General features: G+C 67.0%; 17 protein-coding genes. 5 read left to right on the top strand and 12 right to left on the bottom strand.

The annotated features are described in order from the left end of the window. Entirely contained in the window at positions 1-690 is a 690-nt protein-coding gene (gene recX / locus OG210_RS04840; protein WP_328332106.1) for a recombination regulator RecX, read from the top strand. 88 nt (positions 691-778) lie between these two features. On the opposite strand, the gene OG210_RS04835 is transcribed toward recX, so the two are convergent. From OG210_RS04835 to OG210_RS04800, 8 genes are all read right to left on the bottom strand, one after another. Beyond that, positions 779-1258, bottom strand: coding sequence for a rhodanese-like domain-containing protein (locus OG210_RS04835; RefSeq protein WP_328332108.1), 480 nt, complete (start codon positions 1256-1258; stop codon positions 779-781). Beyond that, a complete protein-coding gene (locus OG210_RS04830) occupies positions 1255-1794 on the bottom strand; it encodes a cysteine dioxygenase (protein WP_328332111.1) in 540 nt (179 codons plus the stop codon). Before OG210_RS04830 ends, OG210_RS04835 begins: the two co-directional genes overlap by 4 nt. Positions 1795-1922: 128 nt before the next feature. Next, a complete protein-coding gene (locus OG210_RS04825; protein WP_327299548.1) occupies positions 1923-1994 on the bottom strand; it encodes a putative leader peptide in 72 nt (23 codons plus the stop codon). A 47-nt stretch (positions 1995-2041) separates the two neighbouring features. Then, positions 2042-3931: an FAD-dependent monooxygenase gene (locus OG210_RS04820; RefSeq protein WP_328332113.1), complete on the bottom strand. Its 1890-nt coding sequence runs from the start codon at positions 3929-3931 to the stop codon at positions 2042-2044. 347 nt (positions 3932-4278) lie between these two features. After that, positions 4279-5166, bottom strand: coding sequence for an amino acid ABC transporter permease (locus OG210_RS04815; protein WP_328332115.1), 888 nt, complete (start codon positions 5164-5166; stop codon positions 4279-4281). After that, positions 5163-5810, bottom strand: a complete 648-nt coding sequence (locus OG210_RS04810) for an amino acid ABC transporter permease (RefSeq protein WP_328332117.1) — start codon at positions 5808-5810, stop codon at positions 5163-5165. Before OG210_RS04810 ends, OG210_RS04815 begins: the two co-directional genes overlap by 4 nt. Positions 5811-5948: 138 nt before the next feature. Then, positions 5949-6869 (bottom strand): glutamate ABC transporter substrate-binding protein, encoded by a 921-nt coding sequence (locus OG210_RS04805; protein ID WP_328332119.1) that lies wholly within the window; start codon positions 6867-6869, stop codon positions 5949-5951. Positions 6870-6924: 55 nt separating this feature from the next. Then, positions 6925-7719: an amino acid ABC transporter ATP-binding protein gene (locus OG210_RS04800; protein ID WP_328332121.1), complete on the bottom strand. Its 795-nt coding sequence runs from the start codon at positions 7717-7719 to the stop codon at positions 6925-6927. 331 nt (positions 7720-8050) lie between these two features. On the opposite strand from OG210_RS04800, the gene OG210_RS04795 reads away from it, so the two are divergent. Further along, positions 8051-8740, top strand: coding sequence for a response regulator transcription factor (locus tag OG210_RS04795; protein ID WP_328332123.1), 690 nt, complete (start codon positions 8051-8053; stop codon positions 8738-8740). Positions 8741-8755: 15 nt separating this feature from the next. Then, positions 8756-10153, top strand: a complete 1398-nt coding sequence (locus OG210_RS04790; RefSeq protein WP_371535041.1) for an ATP-binding protein — start codon at positions 8756-8758, stop codon at positions 10151-10153. A gap of 5 nt (positions 10154-10158) precedes the next feature. Here the strand turns inward: OG210_RS04790 and OG210_RS04785 are convergent. Beyond that, positions 10159-10967 (bottom strand): IS5 family transposase gene (locus OG210_RS04785; protein ID WP_328322989.1). Its coding sequence is split into 2 segments (ribosomal slippage): positions 10159-10628 and positions 10628-10967, totalling 810 coding nucleotides; the frame shifts between segments, so codons are not numbered across the junction. A 133-nt stretch (positions 10968-11100) separates the two neighbouring features. Here OG210_RS04785 and OG210_RS04780 point away from each other — a divergent pair. Further along, positions 11101-11610 (top strand): transposase, encoded by a 510-nt coding sequence (locus OG210_RS04780; protein WP_371540170.1) that lies wholly within the window; start codon positions 11101-11103, stop codon positions 11608-11610. Between the two features lie 942 nt (positions 11611-12552). Here OG210_RS04780 and OG210_RS04775 read toward each other — a convergent pair. From OG210_RS04775 to OG210_RS04765, 3 genes are all read right to left on the bottom strand, one after another. Then, positions 12553-12723, bottom strand: coding sequence for a helix-turn-helix domain-containing protein (locus OG210_RS04775; RefSeq protein WP_371535040.1), 171 nt, complete (start codon positions 12721-12723; stop codon positions 12553-12555). A gap of 409 nt (positions 12724-13132) precedes the next feature. Continuing rightward, a complete protein-coding gene (locus OG210_RS04770; protein ID WP_328335634.1) occupies positions 13133-14362 on the bottom strand; it encodes an MFS transporter in 1230 nt (409 codons plus the stop codon). A 68-nt stretch (positions 14363-14430) separates the two neighbouring features. Then, entirely contained in the window at positions 14431-15417 is a 987-nt protein-coding gene (locus OG210_RS04765) for a diiron oxygenase (RefSeq protein WP_328332131.1), read from the bottom strand. Between the two features lie 412 nt (positions 15418-15829). Here OG210_RS04765 and OG210_RS04760 point away from each other — a divergent pair, with 412 nt between their 5' ends. Then, positions 15830-16291 (top strand): NUDIX hydrolase, encoded by a 462-nt coding sequence (locus OG210_RS04760; protein WP_371535039.1) that lies wholly within the window; start codon positions 15830-15832, stop codon positions 16289-16291. Positions 16292-16295: the final 4 nt, after the last annotated feature.

Below are 16295 nucleotides of genomic sequence, written 5' to 3'. Positions count from 1 at the left end.
GTGGTCCGGAGAACCGAATGGCCGGAGGCCACAGGCTCTACGGGCGCTACAGGCTCCACGGACTCCGGGGGCTCCGGGGGCTCCGGGGGCGAGGCCGGCCAGGGGGACGGAGGAGTGGGACCGCGGCGGCAGCGGTCCCAGCAGAAGCGGTCCCAGGACCAGGGACCGCGGAAACCTCAGGATCCGGCGGAGCAGGCGCGGGCCATCTGCCTGCGCCTGCTCACCGGGACCGCACGCACCCGTAAGCAACTGGCCGAAGCACTGCGGAAGCGGGACATCCCCGACGAGGTCTCCGAGGAGGTGCTGTCCCGCTTCGAAGAGGTCGGGCTCATCAACGATGCGGCTTTCGCGGATGCCTGGGTGGAGTCCCGCCACCACGGACGGGGGCTCGCCAAACGGGCGCTCGCGCGGGAGCTCCGTACGAAAGGTGTGGACTCCGAACTCATCGAGGAGGCCGTAGGACAGCTGGACTCCGAGCAGGAGGAGGAGACCGCCCGGGAGCTGGTTACCCGCAGGCTCCGCTCGACACGGGGGCTGGACCGCGACAAACGGCTGCGCCGTCTTGCGGGCATGCTCGCCCGCAAGGGGTACCCGGAGGGCATGGCCCTGAGGGTGGTGCGGCAGGCACTGGAGGCGGAGGGCGAGGACCTGGCGGACCTGGAACACGGGGGGTTCCAGGGCGACGGGTAGCCGTTCGCTGGATGGCTGGGGTCGGTAGCTGCGGGTCGGTAGCTGCGGTGGGAGGCCGGGCGACGGCTCGCGCCGCCGCCCGGGCGTTTCAGGACGCGTCGACCGGGAGTCCGGCCGCGCGCCAGGCCTGGAAGCCGCCGATGAGGTCGGTCGCCCGGTGCAGGCCCAGCTGTCGCAAGGACGCCGCGGCGAGGGACGAGGCGTACCCCTCGTTGCAGATCACCACGGTCCGCAGACCGTGGCCGGTGGCCTCCGGCGCACGGTGGCTGCCCTGTGGATCGAGCCGCCATTCCAGCTCGTTGCGTTCGACGACCAGCGCCCCGGGGATCAGTCCGTCGCGCTCCCGCAGCTCCGCGTACCGGATGTCCACCAGCAGCGCCCCGTGCGCCGCGGCTTCGAAGGCCTCCCGGGGCCCGATCCGGTCGAGCTCCGACCGGACCCTCTCCAGCAGCTCGTCCACGGAGAGCGGTCCGGGCGTGGGAAGCCGTTCGGACACGGGAAGCCGTTCCGACACGGGGAGTGGTTCGGACGCTGGGAGCGGTTCGGACAGGGCGCGCGGTTCGCTCATTCCCACTCCCCGGGGTGCTCGACCTGCTCCAGGCGCAGCAGGGGGCCACTGCGGCTGTAGCGGCGCATCAGCGGCAGCGGCGGATAGTAGGCATGCACCGAGACCGCGTGCTCGGCGGGCGACTCATTGAGCACCTGGTGGACATGGTGGGCACCGAAGGCCCGCCCGTCGCCCCGCGCCAGCTGCCGGGTGCGGTCGACCCCGTCGGCCAGTTCGAGGGTCTTCCACCCTTCGGTGGGCAACCGCGCGGCCAGCGAGTCCTCCGTGAGCACGCCCGCCGCTGTGGCGAACGCGCCCTGGGAGCCGCCGTGGTCGTGCCAGCCGGTGCCGGTGCCGGGCGGCCAGCCGATCAGCCAGGCCTCGCTCCCGCCCGGACCGTCCAGCCGGATCCAGGTGCGGCCGTCGGGGTCGAGCGGGAGAGAGCGGATGAGTTCGGAGTCGGCGGCGGTACGGCGTACGAAATCGAGGAGCCGGCTGGTGGTGGGCGGCGCGGAGCGCGCGGGAGCCGGGGCAGGCAGGGGTGCGGAGAGAGACATGATGACCGTCCGGAATGGTTCGCGGGGACGTGCGGCGCGGCAACCCGTAACAGCACGCGGTAGTCCGGAACAGCGGGCCGGAGTCCGGAACAGCGCAGGGCGGCGCAGGCACGAGGAGAAAGGGCGAATCAGCGGGACGGGCGACACATGCAGCCCGCATAGCGGACGAGGTCCATATGGACCCTCCGCCACAGGCGCACATCGGTGTCGGTCACGCTCCGCAGTACACCATGTGCGCCCAGGGCGGTCAATTGACCTCCGCGGTGCTCTCCTCCCGGACCGCCGTCGCCGCCCCGCCCCGTGCGGCGTCGGCCGCTTCGTACAGTTCGGCGGGGCGCACCCCGTTGAAGGCCGCCACCAGATGTCCGTCGGGACGCACCAGCAGCACCGTGTGCGCCGAAGCGCCCGGATAGGTCTCGGCCACCAGGAGTTCGCCCTTGACCGGCAGCGCGCTCACCGCGGCGGCCAGCCTCGGCATCACGCCCGCCTTCACCCAGTGCCGCCGGTCCCACACCCCCGTACCCGGTGCGATCAGCAGGACCAGCAGCTGCCCGCGCCCGAGACGTTCGCGCAGCCGTACGGCCGTACCGTCCGGCGCCGTGACCCGTACATCGGCGACCTGAGCGCCGGCAGCGGTTCCCACCGTGGTCTGCGAGGGGGTGCGCGGCGGCGCCAGGGGCGAATGGGCGTACACCGGGGGCGCGCCCAGCGCGCCGCTGCCCAGATGGCCGTCCGCGAGGAGGGCGTCGTGCCCGCGCGCCCTGCCGGGCAGATACGCGCGCAGCCCACCGCCGCCGCGCAGTATCGGCAGCGACTGGTCAGCGGCGCGCAGCCGGGCGGCGACAGCAGTGCGGCGCTCCGCCTGGTAGCTGTCGAGCAGCAGCTCGGAGGCCCCGTGGTGCCAGGTCTGTGCCAGCTTCCAGGCGAGGTTGCCGGCGTCCCGCAGCCCCTCGTCCAGTTCCTGGGTGCCGAGTGCGCCCAGCAGATGGGCGGCGTCACCGGCCAGGAACGCCCGGTCCACCCGCCAGCGCCTGGCCAGCCGGTGGTGCAGGGTGTAGACGCCGGTGTCGATCAGCTCGTACGGAGGTGTCTCGCCACCGCACCAGCCCGCCAGGGCGGCCCGGACCCGTGCCACCAGCGCCTCGGGGGTGACCAGTTCGGCGCGCGGTGGCAGCAGCCAGTCGATCCGCCAGACGTCGTCCGGCAGCGGGCGGGCCGTCACCTCTTCCCCACCGGTCCGCCAGGGCGGCAGCCGGTGCAGCAACGCCTCGCCGGGCCAGGGCAGTTCGGCGCGCAGCGCGGCCACCGCGTGCCGCTCCACCGCCGTACGGCCGGGGAACCGGATGCCGAGCAGTTTGCGGACGGTGGACCGGGCTCCGTCGCAGCCGACCAGATGGCTCCCGCGCCACCAGGTGCCCTGCGGGCCTGCGGTGTGCACGGTGACGCCGCCGTGGTCCTGTTCGATGGTGTCCACCCGGCTGCCGGTGACCAGCCGCACCTGTTCCCGCTTCGCCACCGCGGCCCGCAGACCCCGGGTCAGGGCGTGCTGCGGCAGATGGAATGGTGAGGGCCCACCCGGACCGGGTCCGCCGAACCCCTCGGCCGGGTCGGGCCCGTTCGGCCCGTCGGAGCCATTGACCACACCCGCCCCGCTGACCACACCTGTCCCATCGGTCTCGTCGGACCCGCGAAACCCGTGCGGACCGAATGAGCCGGATGGGGCTGAAGTGTCCGAAAGGCCGTCCGGCCGCCCCTGCTTGCCACTCGTGCCGGGGCCGCCGACTCCCTGACCGCCGACTCCTTGACCGCCGATTCCGCCGGCGAGTCCACGGCCGCCGTACTCGACGGAACCGCCGGAGCCGCGGCCCGGCTCGTCGAAAACGACACGCTGCATCTGCTGACTCCGCCTGATGGACCGCCAGGCGGCCCAGCGCCCGGTCTCACCCGGGGCTGTCGTGCAGCCGAGCCGGCCCAGGAAGTCAGCGGTCTCCGGGCGCAGTACGACTGTGCGGGCGGGGCGCGGCGCGTCCTCGCCGGTTCCCTCGTCGAGCACGACGGAGGGGACATCCTGCGCGGCGAGCGCCAGGGCCAGCGCGAGCCCGACCGGGCCCGCGCCGACGATGATCACCGGGTCCACGGTGCGGCTCCTCGAACCCGTGCGGAGAAGTGACTGATGGCAGGTAGAGCCCGGTGCGCGATCACAGAACGTATGCAACCCACTGCGCGTGCTTGCGTCAAGTGACGGCGGGATGCGGCGGAGCCGCTGTCCGCCACCTGAGCAGGCCCCCGGGCTGTGGAAGGCACCGGGGACAGCCGGACGGCGGGCAGCCATCGCAGCTGCCCGCCGTCCGTGCCCGGAACGTGTCCGTGGCTGGAATTGCCTACGCCTCGAACGCGTGGGTGTCCAGCGCGTCCTGACCGGGGATCACCTCACCGGCCCCGCCTGTGCGCGGAGGATGCGGAGGAGCGGAACCCGGGCCGTGGTCAGACCCCGACCTTGCCGCCCTCGACCGCGTCGGCGGCGCCCTGAACCTCGGGGGGTACGGACGAGGGTCCGACGGCGATCCCCGTCTTCGCCCGGCGGCCGCGCTTCTCGATCCAGGTGGCGAGCGCCGACAGGAGCAGGCACATCGCCAGATAGATGGTGCCGATGACGACGATCGTCGAGACGTACGGGTACTGCCCGTTGACCGGCGTGTTGCTGGCGATCAGCCGTGCGGTCGCGAGCAGCTCCGGATAGAGAATGATGTAGCCGAGCGAGGTGTCCTTCAGCGTGACGACCAGCTGGCTGATGATGGTCGGCAGCATCGCGCGGATGGCCTGCGGCATCAGCACCGTCGCCACGACCTGCGACTTCCGCATACCCAGGGCGTACGCGGCCTCGCGCTGCCCCTTCGGCACGGAGTTGATGCCGGCCCTGAGCACCTCGGCCTGCACACAGCCGTTGTAGATCGCCAGACCCATCGCCAGCGCCCACATCGAGTAGTCGGTGAGGAACCCGACCCAGATCGCGTAGATGGTGATCAGCAGCGGGAGGGAACGGAACAGCTCGATGAACGCGGTCGCCAGCCACCGTACGGGGCGGTGGTCGGAGAGCCGCCCGACGACCAGCACCACACCCAGGACCAGTGAACCCGCCGCGCCCAGCGCGAACGCCTTCAGTGTGGCGACGACGGCGTCGGCGATGTTCGTGCGGATGCCGCTGTAGTTGAAGATGTCCCACATACCGCCGTCGAGGTCTCCCTTGCTGGAGAGACGTACGACGGCGACGACGATCAGCGCGACGATAGCCGCACTGCCGAGGACCGAGTAGATGCGGTTGCGTACGACGGCCTTGGGGCCGGGTGCGTCGTAGAGCACGCTGGCACTCATCGGGCGACCTCCATACGGCTCTCGACGAGGCGGAAGATGCCGCTGATCGCGAAGGTGATGATCAGGTAGCCGATGGCGACCCAGATGAAGATGGGGACGATCCCGTACCCCAGATCGCTCATGGCCTTCTGCCAGCCGAAGAGTTCGGTGACGCTGAAGGCACCCGCGATGGCGGAATTCTTGGTGAGCGCGATGATGATGCTGCTCAGAGGGGCGATGACGGTACGGGTGGCCTGTGGCAGCACGACCATCCGCAGGGTCTGCGAGAAGCTCAGACCGAGCGAGCGGGCCGCCTCGGCCTGGCCCAGCGGGACCGTGCTGATACCGGACCTGATGGCTTCGCAGATGAACGACGAGGTGTAGAAGCCGAGCGCGAGCGATGCCAGGAGGAAGGGGCTCATGCCCGGGAAGAAGATCTCGGGGACCACGAAGGTGGCCACGAGGAAGAGCAGGGTCAGTGGGGTGTTCCGCAGGATCGTGACCCAGGCCGTTCCGAAGAACCGCAGCGGGGGCACGGGCGAGACCCGGCAGCCGGCGATGACGATGCCGAGGACACAGGCGATGACCGTGCTGATGACGGTGATCTCCAGGGTTCCTATGAAGCCGTCGCGGAACGCCGAGAAGTGGTCGAAAAGTACGTTCATGAGGTCTCCGCGTCGGCGGGCAGCAGCTGGAAGACAGGGGGCGTGGCGCCCCGTACCCGGGTACGGGGCGCTTCAGCGCTCAAGGACAGGCGGGACGGGCCGGCCGTCGGGCCGGCCGGTCCGCGGTGCCGGGGTGGGTCAGTAGCGCTCGACGGCCGGCGGTGCGACGTACGAGGAGCCGGACAGGCCCAGGGTGGCGTCGTAGATCTTCTTGTACGTGCCGTCCTTGACGTGCTTCTCCAGGGAGGAGTCGATGAAGTCGCGCAGTGCCTTGTCGCTCTTGCCCATACCGACGCCGTAGGGCTCCTCGGTGAACGGCTTGCCGACCACCTGGAGCTTCTTCGGGTTCTGCGCCGCGTACCCCTTGAGGATCGCGTCGTCGGTGGTGACCGCGTCGACCTGCTTCGTGAGCAGCTCCTGCACGCAGTCGGAGTACTTGGCGAGCTCGGTGGTCTTCGCTCCGTACTTCGGCTTCTCGATCTCCGCGAGCGGGGTGGAGCCCTTGATCGAGCAGACCTTCTTGCCCTTCAGGGTCTCCGGACCCGTGATGGCCTTCTCGTCCTTGCGGACGAGCAGCGCGGCGCCCGCCTTGTAGTAGGGGCCGGCGAATCCGACGAGCTTCTTGCGCTCGTCGTTGATCGTGTACGTACCGACGAAGTAGTCGACCTGGCCCTTGGAGATGGCGGTCTCACGGATGCCGGAGTCGACGGTCTTCCACTCGATCTGGTCCTTCGAGAAGCCCAGGTCCGCGGCGATCATCCGGGCGACCTCGACGTCGAAGCCGGAGCGCTCCTTGGTCGACTGGTCCTCGAAGCCGAGGTACGGCTGGTCGGCCTTCGCGCCGATGACCAGCTTGCCGCGCTTCTGAGCCTTCTTGAGCGTGGGGGAGTCGAGGGAGACGTTCTTGGCGACCGTGTAGGCGGGGAGCTTGGGAGCGCCTGCACCGCCGGGCTCCGCCGCGCCGTTGTCGCCGGCCGAACCCGACTTGCCGCCGCAGGCGGTTCCGGTGAGAGCGAGCACGGCGATCGTCGCGAAGGCGGCGGACTTACGGAACTTCATGCTGAACATCCTCTATTTCGGCGCACGTTGGACGTCTGTCTCATCAGTTGTCTCGTCAGTGGTGAAGGATCTTCGACAGGAAGTCCTTGGCGCGGTCACTGCGGGGGTTGCTGAAGAACTGGTCCGGGACGGCCTCTTCGACGATCTTCCCGTCGGCCATGAAGACGACCCGGTTTGCCGCGGAGCGGGCGAAGCCCATCTCGTGGGTGACGACGATCATCGTCATACCGTCACGAGCCAGCTGCTGCATGACCTCGAGGACCTCGTTGATCATCTCGGGGTCGAGCGCCGAGGTCGGCTCGTCGAAGAGCATGACCTTGGGGTCCATCGCCAGCGCCCGCGCGATCGCGACGCGCTGCTGCTGGCCGCCGGAGAGCTGTGCGGGGAACTTGTCGGCCTGAGTGCCGACGCCCACCCGGTCCAGCAGCGCACGCGCCTTCTCCTCGGCGACCTTCTTGTCGGTCTTGCGCACCTTGATCTGGCCGAGCATCACGTTCTGCAGAACGGTCTTGTGCGCGAAGAGGTTGAACGACTGGAAGACCATGCCGACATCGGCACGCAGCCTGGCCAGTTCCCGGCCCTCCTGGGGCAGGGGCTTTCCGTCGATCGTTATCGCGCCGGAGTCGACTGTCTCCAGACGGTTGATGGTGCGGCACAGTGTGGACTTACCGGACCCCGAGGGTCCGATGACGACCACGACCTCGCCAGAGGCGATGGTCAGGTCGATGTCCTGGAGCACATGCAGCGCGCCGAAGTGCTTGTTGACGTTGCTCAGTACGACCAGGTCGTCCGACACCGGCAGGGGATTTTCGGTGGATTCGGCGGACTTGGTCACTGGCACTCCGCTCATCGGCTGTTCGCTCCGTCCTCCTCAACCGCAAGTGCGGTCGTGGTTGGTAGGACAGTAATGAGGCGCTTCTACCAGCGTCATTACATCTGAGCGGAAATTGAGGATCACGATCTGATTGCATGTGGGCACGGGCCGGGCACTCCTGGTGAACGGGATCATGACCGGAGTACCGGGTGCGTAACGGAAACCCGGCAGTATCCGGAACCCTCTTGACTGGTACGGAGCCATCGGCGTGGATGACGGGACGTACGCATGGCGGGACGTGCGGATGACGGGACGTACCGATCACGGAACGTACGGATGACGGAACCGCGCACCACGGAAGGGGCCCATGAGACTGCTGCTCGTCGAGGACGACAACCACGTGGCCGCCGCCCTGTCCGCCGTACTGGCCAGGCACGGCTTCAAAGTCGTGCACGCCCGTAACGGCGAGGAGGCACTCCGGTCCCTCCTGCCGGACGAACAGGAGCCCTTCGGCGTCATACTGCTCGACCTCGGCCTGCCCGACCTGGACGGCTACGAGGTCTGCGGCAAGATCCGCAAGCGCACGGCGACCCCGGTGATCATGGTGACAGCCCGGGCCGATGTGCGGTCCCGCATCCACGGCCTGAACCTCGGCGCCGACGACTACGTCGTCAAGCCCTACGACACCGGTGAGCTGCTCGCCCGGATCCACGCCGTCAGCCGGCGCAAGAGCGCGGGCGAGGACACCGGGGCGATCCCGGCGGCCGCACTCCGGGTCGGTTCCGTCGAGATCCAGCTCCCCACCCGGCGGGTCAGCGTGGAGGGCAGCGAAATCCAGCTGACTCGCAAGGAGTTCGATCTGCTGGCGCTGCTAGCCCAGCGCCCCGGCGTCGTGTTCCGCCGGGAGCAGATCATCAGCGAGGTCTGGCAGACCAGTTGGGAAGGGACCGGCCGCACCCTTGAGGTGCACGTCGCGTCGCTGCGCTCCAAACTGCATCTGCCCGCCCTGATCGAGACGGTGCGTGGCGTCGGCTACCGCCTCGTCGTCCCGGCCTGAGGCGCGTCAAGGCCCGTGCGCGCCCGACTGCTTCCGCTGCTCATCGTCCTCATGGCCGGTGTGCTGCTCGCGCTCGGCTTCCCGCTCGCGCTGAGCGTGGCCGCCGCCGCGCAGCAGAACGTGGTCGTCGACCGGATCGACGACACCGCGCGGATGGCCGAGGAGGCGCAGTTCGTCACCGAGATACCGGCGAGTGAACAGGAGCGGCACGACACGCTCCAGGAGGAACTCGCCCGCTACGAGACGGTGTACGGCATCCGGGCCGGTGTGTTCTACCGCGACCGGATCGCGATGGCCGCGGCCCCGCAGTCCTGGACGGTGCCGGTCAGCGGTGAGGGCCGGATCGCCTTCGAGGACGCGCTCGCGGGACGGCGCAGCCGGGACCCCGGGCAGATCTGGCCCTGGCAGCACGGGCGGCTGATCGTCGCCTCGCCCGTCGTCAGGAACGGTGATGTCATCGCGGTGGTGGTCACCGACTCGCCCACCGACCAGATGCGTTCCCGGACCCTCCGCGGCTGGCTGCTGATCGCCGCGGGCGAGGCGGGGGCGATGCTGCTCGCGGTGGGCGCCGCCTTCCGGCTCACCGGCTGGGTGCTGCTTCCGGTGCGCACCCTGGACGCGGCCACTCACGGCATCGCGACCGGGCTGATGAAGTCACGGGTCGCATCCGGCAGCGGCCCGCCGGAACTGCGCCGTCTGGCCCGGTCGTTCAACGAGATGGCCGACAACGTCGAGGACGTGCTGGAGCAGCAGCGCGCCTTTGTCGCCGACGCGTCGCACCAGTTGCGCAACCCGCTGGCGGCGCTGCTGCTGCGGATCGAACTGCTCGCTTTCGAACTCCCGGAGGGCAACGAGGAGATCGCCTCCGTGCGTACCGAGGGCAAGCGCCTCGGCCAGGTCCTCGACGACCTTCTCGACCTCGCGCTGGCCGAGCACACCGCCGCGGAGCTGCGGCTCACCGACATCGCCGAGCTGGCGGCCGAGCGGATCTCGGCCTGGCGCCCGGTCGCGGAGGAAAAGCGCGTCCGGCTCACCGGGGGAGGCGCCGGGGCGGTCACCGCCTGGGCCGACCCCGTAGCGCTCTCCAGCGCTCTGGACGCGGTGATCGACAACGCTCTGAAGTTCACCCCCGAGGGGGAGGAGGTGCGGGTCGAGGCAGACTCCTGCGGCTCTACCTCCCGGATCACGGTCGCCGACGGCGGACCCGGCCTCGGCCAGGACGAACTCGCCCGGATCGGCGACCGCTTCTGGCGCAGCGGCCGCCATCAGAACATCAAGGGCTCGGGCCTCGGCCTCTCCATCTCGCGCGCCCTGCTCACGGCGGGCCGCGGCACGATCTCGTACGAGCAGAACGAACCGCACGGGCTCCGGGTGACCGTGACGCTGCCGCGCTCGGCCCCGGAGACTTACTGATCGTTTCAGAATGAGGTTCTGAGTCGTCTCAAGCAGATGATGCTGCAGGCGAGTTGGAGGAGTCCCAGGTGGAGGTCGGCGCGTATCTCGTAGCGGATGCGGAGCCGTTTGAACTGGTGGAGCCAGGCAAAGGTCCGCTCGACAACCCACCGGGTCTTGCCCAGGCCGGAACCATGCGGGGCTCCACGGCGGGCGATCTTGGGTGTGATGCCGCGAGCTCGGATGAGACGGCGGTACTTGTCGTAGTCGTAGCCGCGGTCGGCGAACAGCCGCCGGGGCCGGTGCCGTGGCCGGCCGCGCAGACCACGGATACGGGGCATCGCGTCCAGCAGGGGCATGAGCTGAGTGACGTCGTGACGGTTTCCGCTGGTCAGAGAGACAGCGAGCGGAGTTCCGTTCCGGTCGACGATGAGGTGGTGCTTGCTGCCCGGCCGCGCTCGGTCAACCGGCGAAGGTCCGGTGTGAGCCCCCCTTTGAGGGCCCTGACGTGCGAGGCATCGATCGCCGCGTCGTCCATCTCCAGCAGTCCCTCTCTACGAAGTTCTGCCAGCAGGACTTCGTGCAGGCGGGGCCACACTCCGGCCTCGGTCCAGTCCCGCAGACGACGCCAGGCCGTCACCCCACTGCACCCGACCAGCTCAGCGGGGACGTCTCGCCAGCTCACACTCTTGCGCAGCACGTAAACGATCCCACGCAGAGCAGCACGGTCATCGGCAGGCAACCGCCCCGGGTAGCGGTGCCGACGCGGCGCACGAACCGGCAGCAGCGGAGACACACGTTCCCACAGGTCATCAGACACAAGATCAGCAGACACCCAACAGATCCTGCCGACACATCACCCAACTGCCAAAGGACACATGAAACTTCATTCTGAAACGATCAGTTAGAACTCCTAACAGAAGTCTCTGATGGTGTGACTGTCGGCCTGGTTGCTCGTCGGTCTGTTCGTGGCGAAGAGGGAGTCGCGTCCGTGGATCGTCTCGGACGAGCTGTGTTTGCTGATAGAGCCGTTGCTGCCCGGGTCAGGGCCGAAGTTGGTGGCAGGGCGGCCGAGGGTGCCTGATCGGCAGGCGTTGTGCGGGATTCTGTTCGTGCTGCATACGGGGATCCAGTGGGAGTACCTGCCGCAGGAGCTGGGCTTCGGCTCGGGCATGACGTGCTGGCGGCGTCTCGCCGCGTGGAACGCGGCCGGCGTCTGGGATCGGCTGCATGTCGTGCTGCTGGGCAAGCTCCGGGCTCAGGGCATCAAACCAGTGATCGCACGTCGCGGAGTCCTACACGGCTCCGGCCTCTGTGCTCACCGCTGGGTCGTCGAGCGCACGATCGCCTGGTTCCACGGCTTCCGTCGACTCCGCATCCGATGGGAACGACGCGACGACATCCACGAAGCCTTCCTCGGCCTCGCCACCTGCCTCGTCACTCACCGCCACGTCCAACGCCTTTGTCAGGACCTCTAAGGGGTGCTGATCAGGTGGCCCGGGGTCCGTCCCGCGCGGCGCTGTGCGGCGTGCCCGGGCTCACCCGGCCTGGCCCAGTGACAGCTGCCGCTGCGAAAGCCGGTCTCGGCCTCCATCAGGTGCTCCAGCCGCACCCGGGCCCGGGCCAGGTCATGCTCGGACAGGTCCTCTGCCAGCGGCGTGCGGTCCCCGTGGCGGCTGTCATACCGCCACCGGGCATCTGCATAGGCCGTTCGGCCGGGGAAGGAGACGGTTGAACTTGTGAGAACGCTACAACCCGCACGATGCTAAGAGTTCTAGGCGCCGCCAGCAGGCCAAACGCCGGCCCTCACCCGAAGAGCTCCCGCACGTACGGTCGGGAGAACAGCGCCATGGCGGCCCACTGCTGGCGAACCCCGCTTCGAGACGAGACTTGCTGAGAGAAGTAGGGGAGCGCAGGGGGAGCGCGGACGCCTTTGTACTTGCCGGCACGAGACAACACAGACGAACTCTGCTCACGTCTTCTGATCAGGGAAAACGAGATCTGGCGGCACCTAAGGACATGACGCGGCAGGAACGCTCTCGGTCTCGTAATGCGTGGGTATGGTGACATGGCCGCCTGCGGCCAGCTGCGTGCCCCACGATGAGGCGGCATGGCCCTTCGGAGCGGCGCAGACCTTCTCAAGAGCAAGGCGCACCGGAGATATCCCAGGGACTTTTCAGGGACTTTCACGTCTGGCACAGAGATTTTCCGTCGCGTAAGCAGGGAAGGCCCTGACAGCGCTGAAAGGCGCCAAGGCGCTGGTCAGGGCCTGTTTCCCTAACACTCGATGATGTTCACGGCGAGCCCGCCCCGCGCTGTCTCCTTTTGCTTGACGTACAAGTGATCGGCGCCATGCACGCCCTGTGAAATGCGATTTCGCAGGGGGGTGCGGCGGTCAGGATTCTGACTTTGAATAAGGTTCAGCGAACCCGTTGTTGCTCCAGCCACTTGAGAATCTCAGCCCGTCCGTAGAGCACCATGGCGTTCCTGCCCCGGCCGAGCTTGTAGCCCTTCAAGCCCAGTTTCGACGCCTCTTTGTAGACCCAGCTCGTGGACATGCTGAGCATCGCGGCGACTTCGGAAGTGTCCATAAGGACAGGTTCTGCGGGCTGCTTCTCGCGTGAGCGACTGGTCTCGATGTGGCGATTGTTCGACTGCGGCTGCATGGGCAGGTCGGCTCATCGAGGTTGGGCGGGCCTGAGCGCTGCGCCGGACGGCGCTCGGCTGCGGCCGGATCGGAAAGTTTGACGCCCGGGCCCTTGAGTGATCGTGCGGGCGCAGGTGTACGCGGCGGACGGTGCCGGTGGCGGGCGACCGTGACGAACACCGCGGCCCGCCGACCGGACCGTCGATCGGTCGCGGCCGTCGCGGTGGCCGCCGGCCAGGCCGTGCTCACCCTGGAGCTGTCGCCGCTACGTCTGGAACGAGCCTGCCTGGCCGGCCCTGCGGCAGGTGCGCGTACGAGAAGAAGTCGCTTGCGCGCCAGGACGCCGGAGCCGGTCAGTCGGTCTCCCCACGTCGAAGGTTACGGATCGCGGGAACGGCGAGCAGCAGCCCGACGGTGACGATGAGCAACGCCGAGGAGAAAAACAGAACGGGAATGGCACCGATCCACAGGGAGGCGGGTCCGGCCGCCATCTGGCCCGCGGGCCGCATAATGACCGATCCCGCGACGTCGTAGGCGTGCACCCTCCCGAGTACATCGGGAGGAATTTTCGTCTGGACGCTCGAGTGGAACATCACCAGCCAGAACGCGGCCCCCATGCCCCACAGACCGAAGCCGGCCGCGATCATCGTCGGAGAAAGCTGCAGGGCGACCGCGAGAATGCCGAAGACTGTGCAGGACAAGGCGATGGCGCCTGAGCGCAGCGGATACCGTGGCTTGATGCGTGCGGCGACTAGCCCACCCAGAACGCTGCCCAGGCCGAACATCGACATGATGAAGCCGAGATCGCTTTCTCCGTGATCGATCGTGATGAGGCTCTGCCCGAGAGTGAGGAAAGGGCCGTTCACAGTCATCTGGTAAAGCATGAAAATTACGATGACGCCCCAGAGCCACGTGCGCGAAGAGAACTCCTGCCATCCCTGGACGAGATCGCGGCGGAGAGAAGTCCGCTGCGTCGAACGAGATATCTTCAGCCGCAGGGCGAGCAGACAGATGGCGCTGCCTCCGAATGTGGCGGCATCGATCGCCAGGACGAGCGCAATGGGCGAGAAGGCCAGAAGCACCCCGGCGATGGCAGGCCCAGCCACTGTCATGAGCGATTCTGAGACACGGATAGCCGCGTTGGCCTTCTGGACATCTCGGGCCGTGCGCGGGATGACGCTCACATAACCAGGCTGGAAGGCGGCAGTCCCGAGGCCGCCCAATGCAAGTAACGTGACGATCAGCCAGAGGCTTGGTTTGCCGACGGCGAACGAGTACGCCAGGGTGCCATGGAGAATCAGCCGGGCTATGTCCGCGATGATCATCACTCGCACCGGCGTGAAGCGGTCGACGAGAACACCGCCGAATATGACGAAGATGGCCAGCGGCGCAGCCTGGCTGGCGAGTGCGTATCCCACACCAGTCACGCCGTAACCCGCGTGCAGCACCGCGACAGTGATCGCGGTCGGAACAAGCATCTGATCGCCGAGGGCCGAAATGGTCCGTGCAGCGAAAAGAAGCGTGAAATTACGAGACCAGAGACGCTCTGGCGGTTGAATCGTTTCGGGAGTGCGGAGCAGCACCAGGAACAATCCTATCCTCGGGTCGCGGAGTGATGTCCCCGCATATGTGTGTCTTCTCCCTCGGTTCGCTACGCTGTTGTATTCGAAAAATCATAGTCCACTCGGTCTTCGATCCCCAGGTCACGGATCAGGCGCTCCACCGTGGAGAAATCAGTGAGCATCATTTCCGTGCCGGGAAGCCGGCGCGTATCCGCGACGATTTCCGTGGCACCTGCGATCCCCACGAATTTCAAGATGTCGGACCAGATCTCATAGTCCTGTGCCCCGAGGGCTGTTATGGCAGCGGGCAGTGTATGGATGAAGAGATCGCGCTGGTCTTTGTTGAGATGGACAAAAATATCCTTCATGACCTCTGCCACTATTGGCCCGTGCGCAGCTTCGTCCCTTGCATGCAAACGTGCCACAAGCGAGTGCATGGGCTGGATGGTCTTGTCATGTGCGAGTAGTTCGAGAAAATTATTGATGTGCAGCTCGCCGACTACTGTCCAGACCAGGAACAGTATGTCGCGCTCCCATTTCTCACTTCGCTCAGCCACCAGGTCGAAGAGCCGCCTGTTCGTTATCGGGTGGGAGTAGTCAGGCTGCGCGGTAAGTCCGTGTGCTTCTTTTGTGCGCTGCATGGCTATCATGTGCATATAGGTGTGCCACACCTCATCGATATGCGACTGCTGCACCGCCTCTTTGGCTTCATACCGGTCGACGCCCGGGAACACCCCGTGGGCAAGCATCTCGAATGTCGGGTTGGCGACGTACTCCTCCGCGGCGATCACCCGGGCGTTGTATGCCTGCCATGCCAAGGTGTTCACGAGCTGACGCGACTCGTCGGAAGCGGCAAGGAAATTCGGGTGCCGGACGAACGGAATGAGGTGGAGGGGGTAGTCCGTCGCCCCTGAATCGTCAATTCCAGAATCCATGAAAGCAGCCATGTCCGTACGGATGGTGGCTCGTCGAGGCCATGCTGCGACGATACGTTTGAGAGTGCTGGGGCCGACATGCGGATCGGTATCGGCTTCGGGATTCTGAGAAACGAATTCGTGGGGCTGTACGTTATTCACGCGCATATCCCGTCTCGTGCTCAAGCAAAAGGTGACCGCGGAATCCGTGCAGTGATTTCGACGTACGGTCTGTGGAATTTCCTGCGTATCTGTTCAATTGACCGATGGGCTGCGGGCACCGCTTGGTCATTCGCGGGCAAGCTCCGGCCGACCCACTTATCATTTCAGGAACCGACGTAGTGTCAAGAGTGCGGATCCAAATTTTTCGGTGGCATCGAGCGGAGGCTCTTGGCACACCGAAATCCGAGGGGATCAAAACGGAAGATTCGGCCGGGAACGAATGACTGTGCGCCGGCATACGGATGCCATTACTCTGGCTGCCTGTCGAAGCCATCCGCACTTTTCTTCCCGGCGGAGGTCACTGATGCGGGTCGACGGCGAGGCCACACTTCAATCAGTCGAAGGATCTTGGATGACCTATATCCCAGAACTGCGTGCTCTGGTGGGTACGCGTCCTCTCATTCTTCCCGGGGCAGCCGTCATAGTTGTCGACGACGATCACCGTGTTCTGCTCCTGGGGCGAGCCGACACAGGAGGGTGGGGGCTTCCCGGCGGGTTCACGGAACCGGGGGAGAGCCTCGAGGAGACGGCGCGGAGAGAGGTCGCAGAAGAGACGGGCCTGGAACTGGGGGAACTGACCCTCATGAATGTGTTCTCCGGACCCGAGCAGTACTTCCAGTATCCGAACGGTGATCAGGTGTTCAACGTGACCACCGTGTACACGGCGACAGCGCGTCACTGGTCCTTTCGCCTTGATCCCCTGGAAGCAACGAGGGCAGAGCTCTTTTCCGTGGACAGCCTTCCGTCCGATCTGATCGATCCAGAGGTGCCGATCATGGAGCATTACTCCAGAATGGTCAAAAATTCTCGATAGCTGC

This window comes from Streptomyces sp. NBC_00466, from assembly GCF_041433995.1.
In the GTDB taxonomy this organism is placed as follows: Bacteria; Actinomycetota; Actinomycetes; order Streptomycetales; family Streptomycetaceae; genus Streptomyces.
This window is presented reverse-complemented; position numbering and strand designations above follow the sequence as displayed.

Excerpts from the sequence above, each read along its gene's own strand:
- OG210_RS04805 (WP_328332119.1), bottom strand. The coding sequence starts at position 6,869 with ATGAAGTTCCGTAAGTCCGCCGCCTTCGCGACGATCGCCGTGCTCGCT.
- OG210_RS04810 (WP_328332117.1), bottom strand. The coding sequence starts at position 5,810 with ATGAACGTACTTTTCGACCACTTCTCGGCGTTCCGCGACGGCTTCATA.
- OG210_RS04775 (WP_371535040.1), bottom strand. The coding sequence starts at position 12,723 with ATGGACACTTCCGAAGTCGCCGCGATGCTCAGCATGTCCACGAGCTGG.
- OG210_RS04800 (WP_328332121.1), bottom strand. The coding sequence starts at position 7,719 with ATGAGCGGAGTGCCAGTGACCAAGTCCGCCGAATCCACCGAAAATCCC.
- OG210_RS04835 (WP_328332108.1), bottom strand. The coding sequence starts at position 1,258 with ATGAGCGAACCGCGCGCCCTGTCCGAACCGCTCCCAGCGTCCGAACCA.
- OG210_RS04830 (WP_328332111.1), bottom strand. The coding sequence starts at position 1,794 with ATGTCTCTCTCCGCACCCCTGCCTGCCCCGGCTCCCGCGCGCTCCGCG.
- OG210_RS04815 (WP_328332115.1), bottom strand. The coding sequence starts at position 5,166 with ATGAGTGCCAGCGTGCTCTACGACGCACCCGGCCCCAAGGCCGTCGTA.
- OG210_RS04760 (WP_371535039.1), top strand. The coding sequence starts at position 15,830 with ATGACCTATATCCCAGAACTGCGTGCTCTGGTGGGTACGCGTCCTCTC.
- OG210_RS04795 (WP_328332123.1), top strand. The coding sequence starts at position 8,051 with ATGAGACTGCTGCTCGTCGAGGACGACAACCACGTGGCCGCCGCCCTG.